The organism is Terrabacter sp. AAH1, assembly GCF_054456855.1.
In genome coordinates, this window is sequence record NZ_JBTJJV010000004.1 from 143,250 (window position 1) to 166,967 (window position 23,718).

Annotated in this window: 23 protein-coding genes; 19 read left to right on the forward strand and 4 right to left on the reverse strand. The window is 71.1% G+C overall.

Annotated elements, in window-relative coordinates; all coding sequences use genetic code 11:
• Positions 1-3 precede the first annotated feature (3 nt).
• From ssuE to ACXR8F_RS08755, 18 genes are all read left to right on the forward strand, one after another.
• Entirely contained in the window at positions 4-1,131 is a 1,128-nt protein-coding gene (gene ssuE, locus ACXR8F_RS08670) for an NADPH-dependent FMN reductase (protein ID WP_458799765.1), read from the forward strand.
• A complete protein-coding gene (locus ACXR8F_RS08675; protein WP_458799766.1) occupies positions 1,128-3,137 on the forward strand; it encodes an FAD/NAD(P)-binding protein in 2,010 nt (669 codons plus the stop codon). Before ssuE ends, ACXR8F_RS08675 begins: the two co-directional genes overlap by 4 nt.
• The gene (locus ACXR8F_RS08680) at positions 3,127-4,278 is read left to right on the forward strand and encodes an LLM class flavin-dependent oxidoreductase (RefSeq protein WP_458799767.1); all 1,152 of its coding nucleotides are present in this window, start codon (positions 3,127-3,129) and stop codon (positions 4,276-4,278) included. Before ACXR8F_RS08675 ends, ACXR8F_RS08680 begins: the two co-directional genes overlap by 11 nt.
• Positions 4,275-5,078, forward strand: a complete 804-nt coding sequence (locus tag ACXR8F_RS08685; protein WP_458799768.1) for a DUF1684 domain-containing protein — start codon at positions 4,275-4,277, stop codon at positions 5,076-5,078. Before ACXR8F_RS08680 ends, ACXR8F_RS08685 begins: the two co-directional genes overlap by 4 nt.
• Entirely contained in the window at positions 5,075-6,133 is a 1,059-nt protein-coding gene (locus ACXR8F_RS08690) for an LLM class flavin-dependent oxidoreductase (RefSeq protein WP_458799769.1), read from the forward strand. Before ACXR8F_RS08685 ends, ACXR8F_RS08690 begins: the two co-directional genes overlap by 4 nt.
• Before the next feature lie 85 nt (positions 6,134-6,218).
• A complete protein-coding gene (locus ACXR8F_RS08695; protein ID WP_458799770.1) occupies positions 6,219-7,142 on the forward strand; it encodes a carbohydrate ABC transporter permease in 924 nt (307 codons plus the stop codon).
• Positions 7,139-8,071, forward strand: coding sequence for a carbohydrate ABC transporter permease (locus ACXR8F_RS08700; RefSeq protein WP_458799771.1), 933 nt, complete (start codon positions 7,139-7,141; stop codon positions 8,069-8,071). Before ACXR8F_RS08695 ends, ACXR8F_RS08700 begins: the two co-directional genes overlap by 4 nt.
• 83 nt (positions 8,072-8,154) lie before the next feature.
• On the forward strand, positions 8,155-9,462 hold the full coding sequence (locus ACXR8F_RS08705) for an ABC transporter substrate-binding protein (RefSeq protein ID WP_045192330.1): 1,308 nt from the start codon (positions 8,155-8,157) through the stop codon (positions 9,460-9,462).
• Positions 9,463-9,549: 87 nt separating this feature from the next.
• On the forward strand, positions 9,550-10,650 hold the full coding sequence (locus tag ACXR8F_RS08710) for an ABC transporter ATP-binding protein (protein ID WP_458799772.1): 1,101 nt from the start codon (positions 9,550-9,552) through the stop codon (positions 10,648-10,650).
• 2 nt (positions 10,651-10,652) lie between these two features.
• On the forward strand, positions 10,653-11,549 hold the full coding sequence (locus tag ACXR8F_RS08715; protein ID WP_458799773.1) for a glycerophosphodiester phosphodiesterase family protein: 897 nt from the start codon (positions 10,653-10,655) through the stop codon (positions 11,547-11,549).
• Between the two features lie 268 nt (positions 11,550-11,817).
• On the forward strand, positions 11,818-12,489 hold the full coding sequence (locus ACXR8F_RS08720; RefSeq protein ID WP_458799775.1) for a TetR/AcrR family transcriptional regulator: 672 nt from the start codon (positions 11,818-11,820) through the stop codon (positions 12,487-12,489).
• Position 12,490: 1 nt separating this feature from the next.
• On the forward strand, positions 12,491-12,952 hold the full coding sequence (locus ACXR8F_RS08725; protein ID WP_458799776.1) for a PPOX class F420-dependent oxidoreductase: 462 nt from the start codon (positions 12,491-12,493) through the stop codon (positions 12,950-12,952).
• Positions 12,953-13,076: 124 nt separating this feature from the next.
• Positions 13,077-14,285 carry a dephospho-CoA kinase gene (coaE, locus tag ACXR8F_RS08730; protein ID WP_458799778.1) on the forward strand — a complete coding sequence of 403 codons (1,209 nt, stop codon included), beginning with the start codon at positions 13,077-13,079 and terminating at the stop codon, positions 14,283-14,285.
• Positions 14,286-14,399: 114 nt separating this feature from the next.
• Complete coding sequence (locus tag ACXR8F_RS08735; protein WP_458799780.1) at positions 14,400-15,449, forward strand: lipoate--protein ligase family protein; 1,050 nt, start codon at positions 14,400-14,402, stop codon at positions 15,447-15,449.
• A gap of 109 nt (positions 15,450-15,558) precedes the next feature.
• Entirely contained in the window at positions 15,559-15,942 is a 384-nt protein-coding gene (locus ACXR8F_RS08740) for a YciI family protein (protein ID WP_458799782.1), read from the forward strand.
• Positions 15,943-15,982: 40 nt separating this feature from the next.
• A complete protein-coding gene (gene uvrB, locus ACXR8F_RS08745; protein WP_458799784.1) occupies positions 15,983-18,097 on the forward strand; it encodes an excinuclease ABC subunit UvrB in 2,115 nt (704 codons plus the stop codon).
• 2 nt (positions 18,098-18,099) lie between these two features.
• Complete coding sequence (locus ACXR8F_RS08750) at positions 18,100-18,489, forward strand: MmcQ/YjbR family DNA-binding protein (RefSeq protein ID WP_458799785.1); 390 nt, start codon at positions 18,100-18,102, stop codon at positions 18,487-18,489.
• A 247-nt stretch (positions 18,490-18,736) separates the two neighbouring features.
• Positions 18,737-19,753: a TerC family protein gene (locus ACXR8F_RS08755; RefSeq protein ID WP_458799786.1), complete on the forward strand. Its 1,017-nt coding sequence runs from the start codon at positions 18,737-18,739 to the stop codon at positions 19,751-19,753.
• A 4-nt stretch (positions 19,754-19,757) separates the two neighbouring features.
• Here the strand turns inward: ACXR8F_RS08755 and ACXR8F_RS08760 are convergent, their stop codons facing one another.
• The 4 genes from ACXR8F_RS08760 to ACXR8F_RS08775 form a co-directional block, all read right to left on the reverse strand.
• Complete coding sequence (locus ACXR8F_RS08760) at positions 19,758-20,099, reverse strand: DUF2200 domain-containing protein (RefSeq protein ID WP_458799787.1); 342 nt, start codon at positions 20,097-20,099, stop codon at positions 19,758-19,760.
• Between the two features lie 92 nt (positions 20,100-20,191).
• Positions 20,192-21,526 carry an MFS transporter gene (locus tag ACXR8F_RS08765; RefSeq protein ID WP_458799788.1) on the reverse strand — a complete coding sequence of 445 codons (1,335 nt, stop codon included), beginning with the start codon at positions 21,524-21,526 and terminating at the stop codon, positions 20,192-20,194.
• Positions 21,526-22,401, reverse strand: coding sequence for an EamA family transporter (locus ACXR8F_RS08770; protein ID WP_458799789.1), 876 nt, complete (start codon positions 22,399-22,401; stop codon positions 21,526-21,528). The genes ACXR8F_RS08765 and ACXR8F_RS08770 overlap by 1 nt, the downstream gene beginning before the upstream one ends.
• The gene (locus ACXR8F_RS08775) at positions 22,398-23,219 is read right to left on the reverse strand and encodes a C40 family peptidase (protein WP_458799790.1); all 822 of its coding nucleotides are present in this window, start codon (positions 23,217-23,219) and stop codon (positions 22,398-22,400) included. Before ACXR8F_RS08775 ends, ACXR8F_RS08770 begins: the two co-directional genes overlap by 4 nt.
• Before the next feature lie 118 nt (positions 23,220-23,337).
• Here ACXR8F_RS08775 and ACXR8F_RS08780 point away from each other — a divergent pair, with 118 nt between their 5' ends.
• Entirely contained in the window at positions 23,338-23,655 is a 318-nt protein-coding gene (locus tag ACXR8F_RS08780) for a hypothetical protein (protein ID WP_045192463.1), read from the forward strand.
• Positions 23,656-23,718 lie beyond the last annotated feature (63 nt).

Here is a 23,718-nt window from a genome sequence, read left to right on the forward strand (position 1 = left end):
GACATGGCCACCATCGTCACCCTGTCGTCAAGCCCGTCGGCGTCGTCGCGCACCGACGCGGTCCTGGGTCACGTCGAACGCCGGCTGCGGGCACGAGGCCATGACGTCGAACGGGTCACCGTGCGTGACCTCCCGGCCGAGGCCCTGCTCCGCGCCGACGCCGCCGACCCACGGATCGCGGCCGTCGTCGCCTCGATCTCCGCCGCGGACGGTGTGGTCGTCACCACGCCGGTCTACAAGGCCGCCTACACGGGCCTGCTCAAGGCCCTGCTCGACCTGCTCCCGCAGTACGCCCTGCGCGGCAAGACCGTGCTGCCCGTCGCGACCGGGGGCAGCCCCGCGCACGTCCTCGCCGTCGACTACGCGCTGCGACCCGTCCTCGTGTCGTTGGGCGCCGAGCACGTGACCCAGGGCTGGTTCGTGCTCGCCTCCGAAGTCACCGTCTTCGCCGAGGACGCGGGCGTGCTCCTGGCCGAGTCCGCCGCGCGCAACCTCCATCTCGTCACCGAGTCCTTCCTCACCCACCTCGCGCGGCACCGCAGCGAGCTGGTCACCGAGACCGACGACGACGTCGTGCTGCGCGTCTCGCCCGGTGACGACGCGGCCGCGCCGCTCCTCGAGGACCTCGTCGTCGAGTACGGCACCCGGTACGGGCTGTCGACACCGAACACGCAGCTGACGGAGGTTCCCGTCACCGACTTCGAGGCGCCGGACGGGGCCTTCCTCGTCATCCTTCGGGCCGGCCAGACCATCGCCGGTGGGGCGATCCGGCGCCACGACGACGAGACGGCCGAGGTGAAGCGGGTCTGGACGCACGCGCAGTTCCGGCGGCAGGGCCTGGCCCGAAGAGTGCTGCTCGAGCTCGAGCGCGCGGCGGCAGGACTGGGGTACAAGCGGATCCATCTCACCACGGGGCCCCGACAGCCGGAGGCGCGGGCGCTCTACCTCGCTGCCGGCTACCTGCCTGCGTTCGACCTGCATGCCGACCCCGAGTCGATCGGCCCTCACGCCTTCGACAAGGAGCTCCCGGCCGGGACGCGCCACGTGGCGTTCGCGGCGGAGGCCCGCACGGCGGAGACGACGGTGCCCACGGAGCGAGCTGCGGCCTACCGCGACTGGGGCGCGGCGTGAGCCTGCGGACGATCGTCGTCGTCGGCGGCGGCCCGCGGTCGCTCGGCCTCGTCGAACGGCTCGGCGCCAACGCGGCCACGCTCGTCCCACCGGGGGAGGGGGTCGAGCTGCACGTCATCGACCCGCACCCTCCGGGTGGCGGCCGCATCTGGCGGACGGCGCAGTCGAGCCTGCTGTGGATGAACTCGGAGGCCCAGGACGTCACCGTGTTCACCGACGCGTCGGTGACCTGCGAAGGGCCGGTTCGCCCCGGCCCGTCGCTCGCCCAGTGGGCAGCGGGGGAGGAGGGCGGCTCAGCGGCTGCGCCCCTCGGCCCCAGGTCGTTCGCGCCCCGTGTCGTCCAGGCCGAGTACCTCGAGTGGGCCTGGCGACGTGCCGTGGACGCACTCCCGCGACACGTCACGGTCCACGTGCACGCCGACCGCGCGGTGTCCGTCGAGGACGTGGGCGAGTCCCAGCGGGTGACGCTGGCGTCCGGCCCGGCGCTCCTGGCCGACGTCGTGGTCCTCGCCCAGGGGTACCTCGAGCAGGCACCCGGCCCCGACGAGCAGCGCCTGCTCGACGAGGCGACCGCGCACGGGCTGACCTACGTGCCTCCCGGACACACGGCAGACCTCGATCTCGGTGACCTGCGCCCGGGCGAGCCCGTCGTCGTGCGCGGCATGGGACTCGCCTTCGTCGACCTCTTCGTGCTCCTCTCCGAAGGTCGCGGGGGCCGGTTCACCGACGAGGGCGGCCACCTCACCTATCACCCGAGCGGACGGGAGCCGGTGCTCCACGTGGGGTCCCGGCGCGGTGTGCCGTACCACGCGAAGCTCGGCTACGAGATCCGCTCCACGACCGACGGACCGGCGCCGCTGCGACACCTGACGCGTGAGCGGCTCGCTGCGGTCGGCGCCGGCTCGGTCACTCTCGACTACCGCACGCAGGTGTGGCCGCTCGTCGTCCTCGAGCTCGCCGTCGCCCACTACCGCAGGTTGTTCGAGGCACATCCGGAGCGGACCCGCGGCACCTTCGAGTCGCTCGAGCGCGCCCTCGTCGGCGCAGACCTCAGCGCGGACGGCCTGACGGGGGCGGCCCGCGCGCACCTCGCCGACCCCGAGGACCTCTTCGACATCGATGCGATCGACCGTCCGCTGTCGGCCGGCGTCGACGACGACACCTCGGACGCCGACCTCCAGCGGCTCGTGGTCGACCACGTCACCGCAGACCTGTGCCGACGCGCCGACCCGGAGCGCTCGGGCGATCGCGCCGTCTTCGACACGCTCCTCGGGGTGTATGCCGCCCTGGCCGAGCTCGTCGTGGCCGGACGCCTCCTCGACGAGGACCGCGTACGCCACGTCGAGGGCCGGTTCCACGGCCTCTTCTCGTTCCTGGCGAGCGGACCGCCACCGCGCCGGCTCGCCGAGCTGCTCGCGCTCCACCGCGCGGGCATCGTCCGCTTCCTCGGCCCGGACCTCGAGCTCGCCGTCGATGACGGTGCCTTCGTGGGCCGCTCGGGCCGCCGCGAGGTGCGGGCCCGGGCGGCCGTCGACGCCCGGCTGCCCCGGCCCGACAGCTCACTCGTCACCGACCCCCTCGTGGCTGGTCTGCTCTCGACCGGCCAGCTGAGGTCCCGCCCCGTCACGGCCGCCGATGGCAGCACCCTCGGCGCAGGGCAGCTCGTCGCCGACCCGCGCGCGAGGGCGGTGCGCGCCGACGGGTCGGTGCATCCCCTGCGGTTCCTCCTCGGCCCGGCGGTCTCGGGGTCGGCCGGTGCCGGGGGTTTCTCCAGGCCGGGGTTCAACGGAGCCGGGTTCCGGCAGAACGACGCCGTGGCCCGCGACCTGCTGACCGTGCAGGTCGTGACCAGCGCCCTGCGTCCCGATCGGGCCACCACCTCTCGATCCGCCCCCCTCCCGATCTCGCACGGAGCCGGCCACCACACCGCCGCACGAGACACCCGAACTATCACTTCATCCACCAACAGACCGACGACAGAAAAGGACCACCGCCATGCCAGTTGAGTTCCTGGGCATCGCCGCCAACCACGACGGCACCGAGACCACCCCCCGAAGCGGCGGCGCACTCGACCTCGCCTACGCCACCAAGCTCGCCCGTGCGCACGAGGACAACGGCTGGGACCGCGTGCTCTTCGCCTACCACTCGGGCTCACCCGACCCGGCGCAGGTGGCCGCTCACGTCGCCGCGAACACCGAGCGGTTGAACCTCGTCGTCGCCCACCGGCCCAACACCGCCTACCCGACCCTCACGGCCAAGACCTTCGCCACCCTCGACCACATCAGCGGCGGCAGGTTCGAGGTGCACGTCATCACCGGTGGCAGCACCGCCGACCAGGCGGCCGAGGGCGACCACCTCGACAAGGACGCCCGCTACGCCCGCACCCGGGAGTTCATCCAGATCCTCAAGCAGGCATGGACGAGCGACGCGCCGTTCGACTTCGACGGCGACCACTACCGCTTCGAGAACTTCCTCGCCGACGTCAAGCCGCTCCAGACCCCGCGCCCGAGGATCTCGTTCGGCGGGTCGAGCCCGGCGGCATACGAGGTCGGGGCGCGCGAGGCGGACGTCTTCGCGCTGTGGGGTGAGCCCCTGGCAGGCACCGCCGAGCAGATCGCCACGATCCGTGCCGCCGCCACCGCGGCGGGCAAGCCGCTCCCGACGATCCAGGTGGCCTTCCGGCCCATCATCGGCGCGACCGACGCACTCGCGTGGGAGCGCGCCGAGCGCACTCTGGGAGCGATCCGTGAGCAGCAGGAGGGTGGCCACACGACACGAGGGCGGCTGCGCCGCAACGGAACCCAGCCCGAGAACTCCGGGTCGCAACGGCTTCTCGCCGCGGCGGAGAGCGGCGAGCGGCACGACCGTGCGCTGTGGACCGCCACCTCGGCGGCCACCGGGGGAGGTGGCAACTCGACCGCGCTCGTCGGCACGCCCGAGACCATCGCGGCCGCCCTCCTCGACTACTACGACCTCGGCGTGCGCATCTTCTCGGCACGCGGCTACGACCTCTACGACGACGCCGTCGACTTCGGCCGGCACGTCATCCCGCTCGTGCGCGCCGAGGTGGCCCGGAGAGAGGCCCGGAGAGAGGCCCGGCGAGAGGCCGCCGAGGGTGGCGCGAGCCGCGAGGAGGCCGTGGCATGAGCGCCCGTCGGGCCTGGACCCGGTGGCGGGCGACGCGTGAGGCGGAGCTCGCGGAGGAGCACGGCTGGCTCTCGCTCACCGGGTTCGCCTGGCTGTCGGCCGAGCCCGCAGGCGTGCCGGGCCTGCCCGGGCTGTGGTGGGCCGACGACGAGGGGGCGCACGTCAGGGCCGACGAGGGCGACGAACTCGCGACCGACGTCGGTCCCGTGGTCGGCACAGCGGGGGCGGACGTCGCCGAGAGTGGCTCGTTGCACTGGGTGAGGCACGGCGAGCGCGTGGTCGAGCTGCTGCGCAGGGGAGGGCGGCTGGCCGTGCGCACGCGCGACCCGCAGGCCCCTGCACGGCTCGCCTTCACCGGGGTTCCCACCTGGGAGCACGACGCCGACTGGGTGCGGCCGGCCACGTTCACCCCGACGGACGGCCCGGCGGCGGTCCAGGTGGGCACTGCCCGCGACGACCTCGAGCAGCACGCCCGGGTCGTCGGCACCGTCGACGTCGACGTTGCGGGCGTACGCCACCGGCTCAGCGCCGTCCCCGCCGGCGACGGGCTCGCCCTGCTCTTCCACGACGCGACCAACGACGTCACGTCCGCGCCGTGGCGCACGGTCGTGACCGAGGCGCCGGACCCGGAGGGCAACCTCGTCGTCGACTTCAACCGGGCCGTCAACCTGCCGTTCGCCTTCAGCGACCACGGGACGTGTCCCGCACCGGTCAGCGGCAACCGCATCGCCGTGGCCGTCACAGCCGGGGAGAAGCGCCCTGAGAGACAGCCCGAGACCCCGGCGAAGCAGCCGGCATGAGGTTCTGCACGTACACGCTCCTCGACACGAGTCGCGACCCGGTGACGGGCATCGCGCGCTCTCAGACCGAGGCCTTCGAGCACGTTGCGCGACAGGCGGTCTGGGCCGAGGAGCTGGGGTTCGACGGCTTCGGCGTCGGGGAGCGGCACGCGCAGCGTTTCGTGTCCTCCTCGCCGCCGGTCGTCCTGGCGCACGTCGCCGCCCTCACGCGCCGCATCCGGCTGCTGACGACCGTCACCGTGCTCTCACTGCTCGACCCGGTGCGCGTGGCCGAGGACTACGCGACCCTCGACCACCTGAGCGGCGGGCGTCTCGACGTCATCATCGGGAAGGGCAACGACCCCGACCAGAACGCCCTGTACGGCTATGACCTCGACGGCCAGTGGGAGCGGAACGCCGAGAAGTACGAGCTGCTCCGACGGCTCTGGCGCGAGGAGAAGGTCACGTGGTCCGGTCGGTTCCGCCCGCCGCTCGTCGACGCGACCACCCAACCGCGACCCCTGCAGCGGCCGATCCCCGTGTGGCACGGCTCGGCCAGCTCGACGGAGTCGACCGAGCTGGCCGCGCGCTGGGGCGACCCGCTCTTCTCCGCCAACGGCTTCCACCCGATGGAGAAGTACGCCGCCCTGGTCCGCCACTACCGCGAGCGGTGGGCGACATACGGGCACCGACCCGAGGACGCCGTCGTCGGCGCCGGCTTCCTCGGGCTGCTCGTCGCCGACACGACCCAGGAGGCGCTCCGGCTCTACCGCCCGGCGTTCGAGGCCTTCCGGGACTCGCCGGGTGCGAGGCACAACAACCTGCCGTTCACCACGGTGGAGGAGTACGCGCGTGACAGCTCGGCCCTGATCGGCTCGCCCGAGCAGGTCGTCGACAAGATCGGCCGCTACCACGAGGCGTTCGGCCACGAGCTCTCCGGCATCTCGCTCGACGTGCCGGGCCTGGCCGAGTCGGTGACACGCCGGAGCGTCGAACGCTTCTTCGGCGACGTGGCACCGGCGGTGCGTGCCGTGCACCCGTCGAGACGGGAGTTCAGCTCCGTGTCGAAAGCCTGACGCATCAAAGCCGCAATCGGTATGCCAGCCCGGTTAGGTTGTGCGGGTGCAGTCATCGGTGACCGATTCGCGACGTGACACCCCGGTGTCCGCCGGACCCCCGGAGCAGGTGGGTCCGGCACCCCGACGATCGAGCGGGAAGGCCTGGGAGTGGACCCTCGCGGCGCTGCTCCTCCTGCCCAACCTCGTGCTCCTCGTCGTCTTCACCTACCGGCCGCTGCTCGACAACATCCGGCTGTCCTTCACCGACTGGAACATCAGCTCGCCCGTCGCCAACCCGGTCGGCCTCGCCAACTACGTCGAGTGGTTCGGGCGGGACGACACGCGCGTGGTGGTGCGCAACACGCTGGTCTTCACCGTCGCGACCGTCGGCATCTCGATGGCGCTCGGCCTCGGGCTCGCCCTGCTGCTCGACCAGAAGCTCAAGGGGCGCAACCTCGTCCGCTCGGTCGTCTTCGCGCCCTTCGTGATCTCCGGGGCGGCCGTCGGCATCGCGTTCCAGTTCGTCTTCGACCCCCAGTTCGGGCTCGTGAGAGACCTGCTCGCCCGGGTCGGCGCCTCCTCGCCCGACTTCTACCAGCAGCCGGGCTGGGCGCTTTTCATGGTGACGGTCACCTACATCTGGAAGAACCTCGGCTACACCTTCGTCATCTACCTCGCCGCCCTGCAGGGACGCCGCGCCGACCTCGACGAGGCCGCGGAGATCGACGGGGCGAGCGCGTGGACGCGCTTCCGCCGGGTCCTCATGCCACAGCTGCGGCCCACGACGTTCTTCCTGTCGATCACCGTGCTGCTCAGCTCGGTCCAGGTCTTCGACATCATCAACGTCATGACCCGCGGCGGGCCGCAGGGCAACGGCACCGCCACGCTCGTCTACCAGGTGTACCAGGAGACCTTCGTCAACCAGCGCGCCGGCTACGGCGCCACCGTCGCGACCATCATGTTCGTCATCCTGCTCGCTGTGACGGTCGTCCAGGTGCGCTTCATGGACCGGGGGCCCAAGTCATGAGCACGTCCACCGTCATCGGCACGCTCGACGACGAGTCGCTCCCGCCGGAGCGCACCCGCCGCCAGCGGCGCCGTGCCGCACACAACGTCGAGCCCTCCTCGCACCACCGCGGGCCGGTCTGGACCGCGCTCGGCTACGTCGGCATGGTGCTCGTCGTCCTGCTCGTCGCGGTGCCGCTCTTCTGGATCCTCATCACGTCGTTCAAGGACCGCGGCGACATCTACGTGCGCCCGGCCCAGTGGTGGCCGAACCCCGCGACGAGCGACAACTACCACGAGCTGACGACGCGCATCCCGTTCTTCGACTACGTGCGCAACTCCGTCATCATCACGTCGGCGACGGCCGTGGCGAAGATCGTGCTCGGGGTGCTCAGCGCGTACGCCTTGTCGCTGCTGCGCTTTCCGGGCCGGTCGGTCGTCTTCCTCGTCGTCATCGCGGCGCTCATGGTGCCCAACCAGATCACGGTGATCAGCAACTACGCCCTCGTCGCGCAGCTCGGCTGGCGCAACACCTTCCAGGGCATCATCATCCCGTTGGCCGGCGTCGCCTTCGGCACGTTCCTCATGCGCAACCAGTTCCTCAGCCTGCCCGGCGAGATCATCGAGGCTGCGCGTCTCGACGGCGCCGGGCCGATGAGGCTGCTCTGGCGCGTCGTCATGCCGATGTCGTGGCCGACGCTCGTGGCGTTCTCGCTCATCACCGTGGTCAACGAGTGGAACGAGTACCTCTGGCCCTACCTGATGTCCGACGACGAGACCACCGCGACCCTGCCCGTCGGCCTCACCTTCCTGCAGAACAACGACGGCGTCACGAACTGGGGCCCGGTGATGGCCGGCACGATCCTCGCGATGCTGCCGATCCTCGTGCTCTTCCTCTTCCTCCAGCGCCAGATGATCAAGGGTCTCACCGCCGGAGCCGTCAAGAGCTGACCCCGACAGTCCCCGGCGGCCGGTCACCGGTGCGCCGTCCTCCCACCCACCCGATGCACCATCCACAGGGAAAGGCACCACCCATGAACGAGTTCTCTCGCCGAGGCTTCCTCGGTCTCGCCGGGGCGGCCGGCGTCGCCGGGCTCGCGGCCTGCGCCGGCACCGGCACCGCACCGTCGTCCGGTGGCAACGGCGGCGGCGCCTCGAGCAACACCATCGAGTTCTGGAGCAACCACCCCGGCAACAGCAAGCCGGTCGAGCAGCAGATCATCAAGGCCTTCGAGGCGGCCAACCCGAACCTCAAGGTCAAGCTCGTCGACGCCGGCAAGAACTACGAGGAGGTCGCGCAGAAGTTCAACGCCTCGCTCGCCGGTGGCCAGCTGCCCGACGTCGTCGTCGTCTCGGACGTCACGTGGTTCAACTTCGCCCTCAACAAGCAGCTCGCCCCGCTCGACGACCTGCTGTCGGCCGCGAAGATCGACACGAGCGACTACGTCGACGCGCTCTACAACGACTACAACCTCGACGACAAGCACTTCGCCCTGCCGTTCTCGCGCTCCACGCCGCTCTTCTACTACAACAAGGACCTCTGGAAGGCGGCCGGCCTCGAGGACCGCGGCCCCAAGGACTGGGACGAGTTCCTCACGTGGGCACCGAAGCTCAAGGCCGCGGCAGGCTCCGACAAGGTCGTCATGGAGCTGCCCGACGGCTCCAACTACCTCGACTGGGTCTTCCAGAACATGGTGTGGGGCTACGGCGGCGCCTACTCGAAGGAGTGGACGCCGACCTTCTCCGACCCCAACACCGTCAAGGCCGGGAAGTACCTCCAGGATCTCGCGAAGAACGGCTTCCTCAAGCTGTCGAAGGACCCGGCCCCCGACTTCACGGCCGGCATCGTCGGGTGCAGCATGATGTCGACCGGCTCGCTCGGCGGCGTCGCGAAGGACGCCAAGTTCGACGTGGGCACGGCGTTCCTGCCCGGTGACGGCAACTGCCCGACCGGTGGCGCGGGTGTCGGCATCCCGGCGAACATCACCGACGAGCGCAAGAAGAACGCGCTGAAGTTCATCGAGTTCCTCACCAACGCCCAGAACACCGTCACCTTCACGCAGGCCACCGGCTACATGCCCGTCCGCAAGTCGGCCGTGGACCTGCCCGAGGAGAAGGCGTTCCTCGAGAAGAACCCCAACGCGAAGACCGCGATCGAGCAGCTGCCCAAGACCCGATCGCAGGACAACGTCCGCGTGCTGCTGCCCGGTGGCGGCGCCCGCATCGGCAAGGCCCTCGACCAGGTCGTCCAGGGCCAGGACGTCGCGACCGTCTTCAAGGCGCTCGACGCGGAGAGCCAGCAGGTCTTCGACTCGCAGATCAAGAGCAAGCTCGGCGCCTGACACCCCGCCTGGGTATGCCGCCGGGTCCCTTCCCCGAAGGGGCCCGGCGGGTGCCGCACCCGACCAGAACGACCCGAGAGGCCTTCCATGGCAACCGTGTACTTCGACGAGGCGACTCGTAAGTTCTCCAAGGACGACGCACCCGCGGTCGACGGCATCACGCTCGACATCGCCGACGGTGAGTTCCTCGTCCTCGTCGGCCCCTCGGGCTGCGGCAAGTCGACGACGCTGCGCATGCTCGCCGGCCTCGAGCCGGTCGACGGCGGGCGCATCCTCGTCGACGGTCACGACCAGAAGGGCGTCCGGCCGCGCGACCGCGACATCGCCATGGTGTTCCAGAGCTACGCGCTCTACCCCAACATGACGGCAGCTCAGAACATGGCCTTCGCCCTCGACAACGCGAAGGTGAGCAAGTCCGAGACGAAGCAGCGCGTCGCCGAGGCCGCCAAGATCCTCGAGCTCGAGCAGCTGCTCGACCGCAAGCCGGGCCAGATGTCGGGCGGCCAGCGCCAGCGCGTGGCGATGGGTCGCGCGATCGTGCGCAACCCGAAGGTCTTCTGCATGGACGAGCCGCTGTCGAACCTCGACGCGAAGCTGCGGGTCTCGACGCGGTCGCAGATCGCCGGGCTGCAGCGCCGGCTCGGCATCACGACCGTCTACGTCACCCACGACCAGGTCGAGGCGATGACGATGGGTCACCGCGTCGCCGTGCTGCGCGACGGGAAGCTCCAGCAGGTCGACACCCCCGAGGCCCTCTACGACCGCCCGGTCAACACGTTCGTCGCGTCGTTCATCGGGTCGCCCGCCATCACGCTGGTCGAGTCGTCCGTCCGTGACGGGCGCGCCGAGGTGCACGGCGTCCCCGTGCCGCTCGACCGCGCCGTGGCCGGGCGCGCGGGGGAGAAGGTCGTCGTCGGACTGCGCCCCGAGTCGTGGCACGTCGTCGGGTCTCCCGAGGGCAAGGGGGGCTCATCGGCCCTGGCGCTCAACGTCGAGCTGGTCGAGTCGCTCGGCTCCGAGTCGTTCGTCTACGGGCGCCCGGCGGGTGCCGGCGACGACGCCGGACGGGTGACCGTGCGCCTCGACAAGCGCACGCACCTCACGGTCGGCGACGTCGTGCACGTCGAGCCGAACCACGGCGAGGTGCACGTCTTCGACGCCTCCTCGGGCGAGCGCATCGAGGCCTGAGGGTGACTGCTCGTCCCGGGCCGTGGGCGTCGGGCCGCTTCGACGTCGAGGGCCACCGCGGCGCCAAGGGGCTCGTCGTCGAGAACACGCTCGCGAGCTTCGCCGCCGCTTATGACGTGGGCGTCACCGGCGTGGAGCTCGACGTCCGGCTCACGGCTGACGGCGAGGTCGTCGTTTGGCACGATGCTGTGTTGCTCCCACTCAAGTGCTTGGCGACGGAACGAGAGCTGGTCGGCCGACGCGTCGCAGAGCTCACCCTGGCCGAGTTGCGCACCGTTGACGTAGGTAGTCAGACCCTTGCCGGCTTTCCCCACCAGCGGGCATCCCCAGGGTCCCGGATCTCCACCTTGGACGAGGTCCTCGAGCACGGCTGTGCACTGGCTCCCGACGTGTGGTGGACGATCGAGCTGAAGGTGAACCCGCTGGACGCTGGGGAGTCGTCACGACGGAGACATCTGCTTGAAGCGGTGCTCGCGAGCGTCCACGACGCCGGTCTCCAAAGCCAGTGCTTCGTTCACTCGTTCGACTGGGCCGTTCTTGAGATGTCGGCGCGGCTGGCTCCGAACGTCATGCGTTCGGCCCTCGTGGAAAGCGGAGTGACGTGGGTGCACGACAGTCCGTGGACGGGGAGCATCATCGTCGACGCCCCTCACGAGCACATGTGTGACGGGGCGGCCGCTGCGGGGGCGCAGGTGATCTCGCCCGACCACGTGCTCGTCGACGCAGCGTTTGTCGAGCGGGCTCGGGCGTCCGGGCTCGCGGTGCTGCCGTGGACGGTCAACGACGCGGACCGGATGGCGGAACTCGTCCATTTGGGTGTCGACGGTTTCGTCACCGATTACCCCGATCGGGCCCTTGCGGTGGTCGCCTCGACATCCCGGCTCGCCGCACCGATCTGACTCCTGGCGCAGCAACCCGCGCACCGACGTCCCGCCGGCCGGCGGGACGTCGCGCGCAGCGAGGGGACGGACGTCGTCCGGCCCCTCGCTCCCCCTCCGGAGCCCCTGCGGGGCGACGGTCCGGATCGGCGTGGCACACTCGTGCGGTCGACAGGCGCCGCTGTGGGCACGGCCGCGAGTGCAGCGGTATGGGTGGGGACCCCTGGAACCCCACCCATTCGCTGGAACGCCGTTCCAGCGAAACCCATGATGCTTTCGAAGGGCACCGATGTCAACAGACCGGGTGTACGACAACAGCGCGCGGGCGCAGGCGGCCCGCGCCACGCGACGCCGCATCATCGACACCGCGGGCGAGATCCTGCTCCGCGAGGGCTACCACGCGATGTCGGTCAGCCAGCTCGCCTCGTCGGCCGGCGTCAGCGCACAGACGGTCTACAACGCCGTGGGCGGCAAGGCCGCCGTCGTCAAGGCCGTCTACGACGTCATGCTCGCCGGCGACGACGCACCCGTCGCGATGCAGGATCGAGCCGAGTTCCGCGCCATGTCCGAGGCCCCCGACCGCGAGTCGTTCGTGCGGGCGTACGCCGCGCTCTGCGCCACCATCTACGAGCGCGTCGGCCCGCTCCTCGGCGTGATCCTGGCGCAGGGAGCCGGTGGCGACAGCGGTCTGCAGGTCTTCGTGGCGACGATCGACGACGAGCGTCGGGCCGGCAACACGAACGCCCTGGGCGCCCTCGAGCGCGCCCACGGGCTGCCGCCCGCGCTCGACCGCGAACGCTTCATCGACATCGTCTGGGCGATCACGGGCCCCGAGATCTACGACCGCTTCGTGCGACGCAGCGGGTGGAGCCACCGGATGTATGCCGCCTGGCTCGCCGAGGCGCTCGTCGCGACCTTCGACCGCGCCAGCACCGGACTACCCGAGCTACAGGAGGACTGACATGCCGCGACAGATCGCCACCAAAACCGACGTCGACCGCGACGCGCTGCTCGACTTCGTGCGGCCCCGGCACAGCATGGTGCTCGTCACGCAGCGTTCCGACGGCCGCCCGCAGATGTCGCCGGTCACCGGCGGGGTCGACGACGAGGGCCGCATCGTCATCTCGACCTACCCGGAGCGGGCGAAGACCGCCAACGCCCGCCGGCGGCCCCAGGTGAGCGTGCTCGTGCTCTCCGACGACTTCGGCGGCGAGTGGGTGCAGGTCGACGGCGACTGCGAGGTCATCGACCTGCCCGACTCGGTCGAGCCCCTCGTCGACTACTACCGCGCGATCTCCGGCGAGCACCCGGACTGGGACGAGTACCGCCAGGCCATGCACGACCAGGGCAAGTCGCTGCTCCGCGTCACGCCGACCCGCTGGGGACCCGTCGCCCGCGGCGGCTTCCCGGCGCGCCTCGCCTGACCCGCGTCCCCGGCCTCCCCCCACCGAACGCCGCGTTCGTTGCCGAACGCTCTGTTGGAACACGGCTTTCGCGACCGAACGCGGCGTTCGGTCACCACGATGGGCGGACCCGTAGGGTGGGGGCGTGCTGCGCGTCGGGGTCACCGGAGGGATCGGGTCGGGCAAGTCGACGGTGTCGCGGAGGCTCGCGGAGCTCGGCGCCCACCTCGTCGACGCCGACGCCGTCGCGCGCGAGGTCGTGGAGCCGGGGCAGCCGACGCTCGCGGCGATCCGGGAGCGCTTCGGCGCCGCCGTGATCCGGCCCGACGGCACCCTCGACCGCGCCGGGCTGGCCGCGATCGTCTTCGCCGACCCCGACGAGCTGGCGGCGCTCGACGCGATCACCGGCCCGGCCATCGCCGCGCGGGTGGCAGAGCTGCGCGCGGCCGCGCCTGCGGACGCGGTCTCCGTCTACGACATGCCGTTGCTCGTCGAGCGCGGTCTCTGGGTGCACGAGCACCTCTCCGTCGTCGTCGAGACCGACGAGGAGACCCGGGTGAGGCGGCTCGTCGAGCAGCGCGGCCTCGACGAGGGCGATGCCCGACGCCGCATCACCGCGCAGGCGACCGACGCCCAGCGCCGCGCGGTCGCCGACGTCGTGCTGACCAACGACGGCACCCCCGAGCAGCTGAGGTGTGCCGTCGACGCACTCTGGGAGCAGCGGCTCGTCCCGTATGCCGCCAACCTCTCCAGCGGCACGCGTTCACGGCGTCCGGAACGGTCTGCGGACACCGTCGTCGAGCCGCGCGCCGACTGGGAGGCCCGCGCCGAGCGCGTCGTCGCCCGGCTCGCTGCCGCGCTCGCCGTCACCGGGGTCGTCACCGAGGTGTCGCACGTCGGATCGACCGCGGTGCCGGGCCTGCTCGCCAAGGACGTCATCGACGTGCAGGTCGGGGTCCACCACCTCGCCGACGTCGACCGTGAGGACGTCCGTCTCGCGTTCACCGGTGCCGGCTACGTCTTCAGACACGGCAACCACACGGACACTCCGCACCCCTCCGGCAGTGTGCCCGAGGCGTGGGGCAAACGCTTCCTCGGCGGGTGCGACCCCGGCAACCACGTGCACGTGCACGTGCGCGAGCACGGTTCTGCCGGTTGGCGGTTCGCCCTGCTCTTCCGCGACTGGCTACGCCACGAGCCCGCCGAGCGCGACGCGTACGCCGCCGAGAAGCGCCGGCTGCTCCAGCAGCACGCGACGACGTCCGACTACGTCGTCGCCAAGGAGCCGTGGTTCGAGCAGGCCTGGCACCGCGCGAACGCGTGGGCCGAGCGCACCGGCTGGCAGCCCCGCTGACCCGGCAGGGTGCCCACCCGACGGTGCCGGTGACCTCACCCCGTCGAGGAGGCACTTTCCGACGGCCGCCGGGCGATCCGGCATACCCGGGCGGGGTGTGGTGTTGTGGGTGACATGCGTGGTGAGTACAAGGTCCCCGGTGGCAAGCTCGTGGCGGTCGACGTCGAGGAGGTCGACGGGCGACTCGCTGACGTGAGCGTCTCGGGGGACTTCTTCCTCGAGCCCGACGAGGCGCTCGACGACATCAACGCGGCGCTCAGCGGGATGCCGGTCGACGCCGGCGTGGACCAGCTGGCCGGGGCGGTCTCGGGCGCGCTCGCCGACGACGTCACGCTGATCGGCTTCACCGCTGAGGCCATCGGCATCGCGGTCCGTCGGGCCCTCGGAAAGGCGACCGGGTGGGACGACCACGTCTTCGACGTCATCCCGCCGCGGGTGCTCGACCCGGCGATGCACGTCGCCCTCGACGAGGTCATCGCCCGCGAGGTCGCCTCGGGCGAGCGACCGCCGACGCTGCGCTTCTGGGACTGGGACAGCCCGCTCGTCGTCATCGGCTCGTTCCAGTCGTTCCGCAACGAGGTCGACCCCGAGGGCGCCGACCGTCACGGCATCGACGTCGTGCGGCGCATCTCCGGCGGTGGCGCCATGTTCATGGAGCCCGGGAACACCATCACGTACTCACTCGTCGTGCCGACCTCCCTCGTCGAGGGCCTCAGCTTCGAGCGCTCCTACTCCTTCCTGGACGAGTGGGTGATCGGCGCGCTCGCCGACGTCGGGGTCGACGCGCACTTCGTCCCGCTCAACGACATCGCGAGCGACAAGGGCAAGATCGGCGGCGCGGCCCAAAAACGGTTCGTCGCGGGGGCCGTGCTGCACCACGTGACGATGGCCTACGACATCGACGCCGACAAGATGCTCGAGGTGCTGCGCATCGGCCGCGAGAAGATGAGCGACAAGGGCACGAAGTCGGCGAACAAGCGCGTCGACCCGATGCGCTCGCAGACCGGGATGACGCGCGACGCGATCCTCGAGTCGTTCGCCGCGTCGTTCGCGCAGCGGCACCGCTCGAACCTGTCCGACTACACCGAGGCCGAGCTCGAGGCCGCGAGCCGGCTCGTCGAGGAGAAGTTCGCGACCCCGGAGTGGACCCACCGCGTGCCCTGACGGCGGATCCGGAAACTCTTGTGCCGTTCGTGTCGAGACGGCGTGGGCGGCTCCGACGTCACGGGTGAGGCGGCAGACTGGCCGCTCGCGACCCGAAAGGCACCGAACCATGAAGTACGTCATCCTCATCCACTCCAACCCCCAGCCGTGGGGCCACCCGACCGGCAACTTCGTGGCGGAGGCGCTCGCCCGGCCGCTGGAGGAGCGTGAGCGCGGCGGCGCCGCCTTCGACGCGATGCTGGAGGAGCTGTCGAAGAGCGGCGAGCTCAAGGGCGGTGAGGCCCTCGGCGACCCCGCGTCCTCACGGATCCTGCGGTGGAGCGAGAGCGGGACCCTCGTGACGGACGGGCCGTACGCCGAGGCCAAGGAGCACCTGGCCGGCTTCTTCCTGCTCGACGTGGCGTCGCAGGAGCGTGCCGAGGAGCTCGCCGTGAACTTCGCCGGGCCGGGTGACACCGTCGAGCTGCGGCCGGCGTACGTCTGGGAGCAGTAGGCGAGTGGGCGCTGTCGGTCGTCGGACGTACGGTTGAGCCATGCGTCCCACGACCGACCTCCAGCGCACGGTTGCCCCCTTCGAGGTGATCTCCGAGTACACCCCGAGCGGCGACCAGCCGACCGCCATCGCCGAGCTGGCGCGCCGGGTCAAGGCGGGCGAGACCGACACCGTGCTGCTCGGGGCCACCGGCACCGGCAAGTCCGCGACGACCGCCTGGCTCATCGAGCAGGTGCAGCGGCCCACGCTCGTCATGGCGCCCAACAAGACGCTCGCCGCGCAGCTGGCCAACGAGTTCCGCGAGCTGCTGCCCAACAACGCCGTCGAGTACTTCGTCAGCTACTACGACTACTACCAGCCCGAGGCGTACATCCCGCAGACCGACACCTACATCGAGAAGGACAGCTCGGTCAACGACGAGGTCGAGCGGTTGCGCCACTCGGCCACCAACTCGCTGCTGACCCGCCGCGACGTCATCGTCGTGGCGTCGGTGTCGTGCATCTACGGCCTCGGCACGCCGCAGGAGTACGTCGACCGCATGGCCCGCCTCAAGGTCGGGCAGGAGATCGTGCGCGACGACCTGCTGCGGCGGTTCGTCGAGATGCAGTACACCCGCAACGACCTCGCCTTCACGCGCGGCACGTTCCGGGTGCGCGGCGACACCGTCGAGATCATCCCGGTCTACGAGGAGCTCGCGATCCGCATCGAGTTCTTCGGCGACGAGATCGAGCGCATCTACACGCTGCACCCGGTCACCGGCGAGGTCGTCAACGAGGAGCAGGAGATGTACGTCTTCCCGGCCTCCCACTACGTCGCCGGCCCCGAGCGCATGGAGCGCGCGATCCGCGGCATCGAGCTCGAGCTCGAGGACCAGCTCGCGCTCTTCGAGAAGCAGGGCAAGCTGCTCGAGGCCCAGCGACTGCGCATGCGCACCACCTACGACGTCGAGATGATGCGCCAGGTCGGTTTCTGCAACGGCATCGAGAACTACAGCCGCCACATCGACGGCCGCACCGCCGGCTCCGCGCCGAACTGCCTGCTCGACTACTTCCCCGAGGACTTCCTGCTCGTCCTCGACGAGTCGCACCAGACCGTGCCGCAGATCGGCGCGATGTACGAAGGCGACATGTCGCGCAAGCGCATGCTCGTCGAGCACGGCTTCCGGCTGCCGAGCGCCATGGACAACCGGCCCCTCAAGTGGGAGGAGTTCCTCGAGCGCATCGGCCAGACGATCTACCTCTCGGCGACGCCGGGGGAGTACGAGCTGGCCAAGTCCGGCACGCCCGTCGAGCAGATCATCCGCCCCACCGGGCTCGTCGACCCCGAGGTCGTGCTCAAGCCGACCAAGGGCCAGATCGACGACCTCATGCACGAGATCCAGGAGCGCACCGCGCGCGACGAGCGCGTCCTCGTGACCACCTTGACCAAGAAGATGGCCGAGGACCTCACCGACTACCTCCTCGACAAGGGCATCCGCGTCCGCTACCTCCACAGCGACATCGACACGCTGCGCCGCGTCGAGCTGCTCCGCGAGCTGCGCACCGGCGTCTTCGACGTCCTCGTCGGCATCAACCTGCTGCGCGAGGGCCTCGACCTGCCCGAGGTGTCCCTCGTGTCGATCCTCGACGCCGACAAGGAGGGCTTCCTGCGCTCGGCGAGGTCGCTCATCCAGACGATCGGGCGCGCGGCGCGCAACGTGTCCGGCCAGGTGCACATGTACGCCGACAAGATGACGCCGTCCATGGAGCAGGCGCTCGACGAGACCAACCGGCGGCGCGAGAAGCAGATCGCCTACAACACCGAGCACGGCATCGACCCGACCCCGCTGCGCAAGAAGATCGCCGACATCACCGACCTGCTCGAGCGCGAGGACGCCGACACGCAGGAGCTGCTCGGCTCGGGACGCATGCAGTCGCGCGGCAAGAGCGGCGCCGGCCGTGGTGCCATGGCCGCAGACGTCGGGGTCTCCGCCGGCGGCAGCTCGAACCGTCCGGCCGACATGGCGGCGGCCGACCTCGCGGGCCTCATCCAGGAGCTCACCACGCAGATGCACCAGACGGCCGCCGACCTGCACTTCGAGCTCGCGGCCCGGCTGCGTGACGAGATCGGCGAGCTCAAGAAGGAGCTGCGGCAGATGAGCGCGGCCACCCGCTGATGGTGTCCGAGCCCACGGGCCAGGGCAACGACGCGGCCGGGCCGCCGGGCGAGACGCTGGCCGCCCGGCTGCGCGCGGCCGCCCTGGCGCTGCCCGGGGCGTGGGAGGACTCCCCGTGGGACGGCGACACGGTCGCCAAGGTGGGCGACAAGATCTTCGTCTTCCTCGGCGAGCAGTCGGTGGGGGTCAAGTCCGCCACCAGCCGGCAGGAGGCAAACGAGTGGCTCCACCGCTACCCCGACGACGCCTCGGTGCTCGCCTACATCGGCCGCCACGGGTGGAACTCCCTGCGCCTGGGCGGAGCCATCGGCGAGGACGAGCTGCTCGAGGCGATCGAGACCTCCTACGACATCGTCGTCGCAGGGCTGCCGCGGAGCAGACGGCCCCGCTGACGAGCGCGTGACCGGCGCGCCCCCGCGTGGTGCCCAGGGGGCGGAACCCGATTTGAGGCCCGACCGCTGCGGTGAGAGGATCAGGCGTTCACACGGAGGGGAGTATCCCCGACACGACGGGCTCGTCATCACGGAGCAGGTCCCACCACCCGCTCCCGGTCCCGTCGGTCCGGCACCGACAGCTCGCTGTCCAAGCCGGGCGGGAGAGACCTCCGGTTACTGACCTGGTGACCGGAAGGTTGTGCCCATGAACGTTCCCGCTTGGGGCTGGTTCCTCACGATCGGTCTGATGACCGTCTTCCTGCTGATCGACGTGCTCGTCATCGCACGGCGACCGCACGTCCCCTCGATGGCCGAGGCCGGCCGCCACCTGGCGTTCTACGTCGGTGCCGCCGTGCTCTTCGGGCTCTTCGTCTGGTTCGAGTGGGGAGGACAGTTCGCGGGAGAGTTCTACGCCGGCTGGCTCACCGAGTACTCGCTCTCGGTCGACAACCTCTTCGTGTTCCTGCTGATCATGGCCAGCTTCAAGGTGCCGCAGAAGCTGCAGCAGTCGGCCCTGATGATCGGCATCATCATCGCGATCATCCTGCGCGGCGTCTTCATCGCGCTGGGCGCGGTCGTCATCAACGCGTACGCCTGGGTGTTCTACATCTTCGGCGCGTTCCTCGTGTACACCGCGGTCAAGCTCGCGACCGAGGGCGAGAGCGACGACGACGAGTACCACGAGAACCGCTTCCTGCTCTGGATCGAGAAGCGCTTCCCGGCCACCAAGGAGTGGCACAGCACGCACCTGACCGTCGTCGAGAACGGCAAGCGCCTCATCACGCCGATGCTCATCGTCATCCTCGCGCTCGGCACGACCGACCTGCTCTTCGCGCTCGACTCGATCCCCGCGATCTACGGCCTCACCAAGGAGCCGTTCCTCGTGCTCACGGCGAACATCTTCGCCCTGATGGGCCTGCGCCAGCTCTACTTCCTCATCGGCGGTCTGCTCAAGAAGCTGGTCTACCTCAGCATCGGGCTCGCCGTCCTCCTCGCCTTCATCGGCGTGAAGCTGATCATGCACGCCCTGCACGAGAACAACCTGCCGTTCATCAACGGCGGCCGGCCCATCGACGGCGTGCCCGACATCCCGATCCTGGTGTCGCTCGGTGCGATCGTGCTCATCCTCGGCGTCACCACCGTGGCCAGCCTCTGGAAGTCGCGTCGCGACGCCCGCCTCGAGGCCGCGAACGACAGCTCGGTCGGGTCCGCGTCGAGGTGAGGCGTCAGGTCCTGAGGATTTTGTCCATGGCCTTGCCCTTGGCGAGCTCGTCGACGAGCTTGTCGAGGTAGCGGATCTTCTGCATCAGCGGGTCCTCGATCTCCTCGACGCGCACGCCGCACACGACGCCCTTGATCTGGTCGACCTTGGCGTTGAGGTGTGCCTCGGCGAAGAAGTGCTCGAACGTCGTCCCGGACTGCAGGTGCTGGTCCAGAGCGGCCTCGTCGAAGCCGGTGAGCCACTCGATCACCTGGTCGAGCTCGGCCTTGGTGCGACCCTTGCGCTCCACCTTGTTCGCGTAGTGGGGGTACACCGAGGCGACGCTGACCGAGAAGATGCGGCTCATGCCTCCGAGCGTAGCCAGCCGGCACTCCGTCGCGGCGCTCCGAGCGGGCCGGGGAGGGCGGTGGGCGTGCCCTTCTCGACAGGCGCGCCGGGTCAGCGGACGCGGTGCGAGACGAGCCAGCCGACCAGGGCAGGCACGGCCATGGCGGCGAAGACCGCGACGTAGGCCGACGGCACGCCCGAGCCGGCCGCGGAGAACACGACAGCCGACAGGGCGATCGCCGTGGCGGCTCCGGCCGAGTCGCCGATCTGCAGGGCGGAGCTGACGAAGCCCTGCTCCGTCGGCGAGGCGCGCGAGAGTGCCTGCGCGGTGACGCGCGGGTAGACGGTACCGATGCCGAGACCGACCGCTGGGAAGAGGGCGATGAGCACCCAGGTCGGTGCCCCGAGAGCGACGGCGAGGGCGATGGCGGCGAGGGTGACGGTCATGGCGGCCAGCGAGAAGGCCGAGGTGCGGCCGATCTCGAAGTGCCGGTCCCAGCGTCCCTGCACCCACGACCCGAGGAACCACGTGACGCCGGTGACGGTCAGCGCGATGCCGGCGAGGCTCGGGCTGAGGCCGTCGCGCTCGGTGAGCAGGCGCGGCAGGTAGACCTCGGCACCGGAGAAGGCGGCGAAGGCGAGGGCGCGGAGGGTCACGTCGGTCGGCAGGCCGCGCCCCGCCCGCAGGGTGCCGCGGGGGGTGAGCGGCAGCAGGCTGACGGTGACGGCCACCACCGCGACGGTGGCGACGGCGATGCCCACGGCGTCGAGGCGCTCGGCGACGGCATTGAGGGCGAGCACCGCCAGGGCCAGCACCACCGAGGCCGCGATCGCGCGGCGGCGCCACGGCACGTCGACCGCCTCCTGGCGCAGGCCGCTGACGATCCGTCCGAGCAGGACCGCCGCGACGACCAGGACGACGAGGGCCGCGCGGAAGACCCACCGCCACCCGATGGTCTGGGCGATGAGTCCCGCGACGAAGGGCCCGGCGATCGACGGCACGACCCACGCCGCCGAAAACCCGGCGAGGATCGCGGTGTGCAGCCGCTGCGGGTAGACACGGGTGACGAGGACGTAGAGCGCGGTGCTGGTCATGCCGGCGCCGAGGCCCTGCACGACCCGGGCGGCGACGAGGACGCCCATGGTGGGTGCGAGCCCGGCCCCCACCAGTCCGGCCGCGAAGAGCGCGAGCCCGATGAGCAGCGGCGGTCTCGGCCCCCGCCGGTCGGCCAGGTTGCCCGACCAGACGATGCTGACGATCCCGGCCGCGAGCGTCGCCGTGAACGCCATCGCGTAGAGGGAGGCCCCGTTCAGCTCGCGGGCGATGGTCGGCATCACGGTGGTGAGGGCGAGTGCCTCGAACGCGTGCAGCGAGACGAGGGCGAGCACGCCGATCGTCGTTGCGCGCAGGGTCGGTGAGAGCAGGCCCCCGTGGTCGTCGGTCATCAGCCGGGCCCGAGAGCGGCGTCGGGCGTCTCGGGTCGGGACCGCGCGCCCAGCACGATGGCGCTCGCCAGCACGACGAGGGCCATGCCGGCGACCTGTCCCATCTCGAGCGTCTGGTGCAGCACGACGAAACCGGCGAGCGCCGCGACCACGGGCTCGAGGCTGAGCAGGATGCCGAAGACGTGCTGCGCCAGGTGCCGCAGGGCGACGAGCTCGAGCGAGTAGGGCAGCACCGAGGACAGGACGGCGATGCCGAGCCCGAGCGCGATGTCCCGAAGGGTCCAGCGGTCCACCGAGGTGAGGCCGAGGGGGGCGACCGCGACCGTCGAGACGATGAGGGCCAGGGCGAGACCGTCGAGGCCGCCGAAGGCCCGACCGGTGCGCTGGCTCAGCACGATGTAGGCGGCCCACATGACGCCGGCCAGGGCCGCGAAGCCGACACCGACGAGGTCGAGACGGTCGAGCGAGGTGTGCAGCACCCCTGAGACGAGGACGACGCCCAGGGCGGCCGCGGTCACCGCCACGACGTCGCGCAGCCGGCGGCTCAGCGCCGCCGCGAGCCCCAGCGGCCCGAGGAACTCGATGGTGACGGCGACCCCGATCGGCAGGTGCGCGAGAGAGGCGTAGAACGAGGTGTTCATCGCGGCGAGCGCGAGCCCGAAGAGCACGACGGTGCCCCAGTCGGCACGGGTGCGCCGTCGCCATGACGGGCGCGCGACGGCATACAGGATCACCATGGCGAAGAGCAGGCGCAGCAGCACGGAACCGGTGGCCCCGATGCGCGGCACCAGCGTCGCGGCGAAGGCGCCGCCGAACTGCACGGACAGGACGCCACCGAGGACGAGCAGCGGTGCGGTGCGCCGGTCGAGGCTCACGGCATCGGCAGCCGCCCGGCCGCCACGAGGGTGTCGAGCCGCGCGGCGGGCAGGTCCTCCTCGACGAGCACGCCGCCCGTCTCGGACGCGTGGACCATCCGTCCCGGCCGCACCACGATGCCGACGTGGTGGATGCGCGCCCCGGGCCGGGCGAAGAAGTAGAGGTCGCCCGGCTGCACGTCGTCGAGGGCGACGGGGGTCGCGAAGTCGGCCTGGGCGTACGCGTCGCGGGCGACGACGACGCCGAGCCGGCGCCACGTGTGCAGCACGAGGCCGGAGCAGTCGAAGCCGAGGGGGGTCAGGCCCGACCACAGGTAGGGCAGACCGATGTGCGAGCGCGCCTCCGTCAGGGCGGGGTGCGCCGCGTCGCCGGAACCGCCGTCGGCCACGGCAGCCGTCTCGACCGCCTCGGGGCCGACCACCTGCGAGCCCGGCGTGAGCGGGGCGAGGTGCGCCAGCGGCACCCACCCGGGGTAGCCGCGCTCGTCCTTGGGGGAGAGCTGCCACGGGGCGACGACGTGGGCCCACCGGCCACCGGCGTCGAGCTCCGTGACGGTGACGGGCTCGCCCTCGACGAGCTGCGTCTCGACGAGCCCGTGCAGGCCGAGACGGCCGGCGCGGGTGCCGTCGTCGACGGCTCCGTCCGCCGCCGCGTCGGCGTCGAGCGCCGCCAGCCACGCAGCCGCGTCGGGCTCGTCGGCGACCATCGCTGCGTCGACGGGTCGCGGGCTCTCGGGCGTCGACCACACCGTCGTGACGGGGACGTGGACCAGGTGGGTGGCGCTGACGGGGACGGTACGGCTCGCGGCGACGTTCACGCCCGCCATCCTCGCACCCGCGTGCCACCGGGACGCCCCCGGTCCGGACCGGCGACGATTCGGTGCGCACGAGCCGGAGGTACTGGTCGCCGCGCCCCGAGCGCCGTACCGTCAGAACATGGAAGAGCGAATCACCATCGAAGGATTCGATCCCCCGAAGAACCGACGCCACGGTCCCGACGGCGACCTCGTGGACGTGCAGGGCTGGCTCCACGCGCCCGTCGACTGGGCCGGCGGACCGCAGCTCGAGCGCGCCTGGCGCGAGCGGCACGGTCGGTCGCGGCTCGGCGTCGGCCTGTGCGTCGCCAACAACCCGCGCCGTCACATCATCCTGACGAACGTGCCACCGGACCTCGACTTCCTCCGCACCGAGCTGGAGTCGCTGATCGCCGAGCTCGATCCGGACGCCACCTCGGACCTCGAGGGCGCCCAGTAGGCCCTCCCGCACGAGTCTGCGCACTCCCGCCCGCTCGGGTCGCGCCGCTCGTACGCTGGGCGC

What these genes read in the sequence shown, in the direction of transcription:
- ssuE (WP_458799765.1), top strand. Translation starts at nt 4, where the DNA reads ATGGCCACCATCGTCACCCTGTCGTCAAGCCCGTCGGCGTCGTCGCGC.
- ACXR8F_RS08680 (WP_458799767.1), top strand. Translation starts at nt 3,127, where the DNA reads ATGCCAGTTGAGTTCCTGGGCATCGCCGCCAACCACGACGGCACCGAG.
- ACXR8F_RS08685 (WP_458799768.1), top strand. Translation starts at nt 4,275, where the DNA reads ATGAGCGCCCGTCGGGCCTGGACCCGGTGGCGGGCGACGCGTGAGGCG.
- ACXR8F_RS08690 (WP_458799769.1), top strand. Translation starts at nt 5,075, where the DNA reads ATGAGGTTCTGCACGTACACGCTCCTCGACACGAGTCGCGACCCGGTG.
- ACXR8F_RS08700 (WP_458799771.1), top strand. Translation starts at nt 7,139, where the DNA reads ATGAGCACGTCCACCGTCATCGGCACGCTCGACGACGAGTCGCTCCCG.
- ACXR8F_RS08705 (WP_045192330.1), top strand. Translation starts at nt 8,155, where the DNA reads ATGAACGAGTTCTCTCGCCGAGGCTTCCTCGGTCTCGCCGGGGCGGCC.
- ACXR8F_RS08710 (WP_458799772.1), top strand. Translation starts at nt 9,550, where the DNA reads ATGGCAACCGTGTACTTCGACGAGGCGACTCGTAAGTTCTCCAAGGAC.
- ACXR8F_RS08720 (WP_458799775.1), top strand. Translation starts at nt 11,818, where the DNA reads ATGTCAACAGACCGGGTGTACGACAACAGCGCGCGGGCGCAGGCGGCC.
- ACXR8F_RS08725 (WP_458799776.1), top strand. Translation starts at nt 12,491, where the DNA reads ATGCCGCGACAGATCGCCACCAAAACCGACGTCGACCGCGACGCGCTG.
- ACXR8F_RS08735 (WP_458799780.1), top strand. Translation starts at nt 14,400, where the DNA reads ATGCGTGGTGAGTACAAGGTCCCCGGTGGCAAGCTCGTGGCGGTCGAC.
- ACXR8F_RS08740 (WP_458799782.1), top strand. Translation starts at nt 15,559, where the DNA reads ATGAAGTACGTCATCCTCATCCACTCCAACCCCCAGCCGTGGGGCCAC.
- uvrB (WP_458799784.1), top strand. Translation starts at nt 15,983, where the DNA reads ATGCGTCCCACGACCGACCTCCAGCGCACGGTTGCCCCCTTCGAGGTG.
- ACXR8F_RS08755 (WP_458799786.1), top strand. Translation starts at nt 18,737, where the DNA reads ATGAACGTTCCCGCTTGGGGCTGGTTCCTCACGATCGGTCTGATGACC.
- ACXR8F_RS08760 (WP_458799787.1), bottom strand. Translation starts at nt 20,099, where the DNA reads ATGAGCCGCATCTTCTCGGTCAGCGTCGCCTCGGTGTACCCCCACTAC.
- ACXR8F_RS08765 (WP_458799788.1), bottom strand. Translation starts at nt 21,526, where the DNA reads ATGACCGACGACCACGGGGGCCTGCTCTCACCGACCCTGCGCGCAACG.
- ACXR8F_RS08780 (WP_045192463.1), top strand. Translation starts at nt 23,338, where the DNA reads ATGGAAGAGCGAATCACCATCGAAGGATTCGATCCCCCGAAGAACCGA.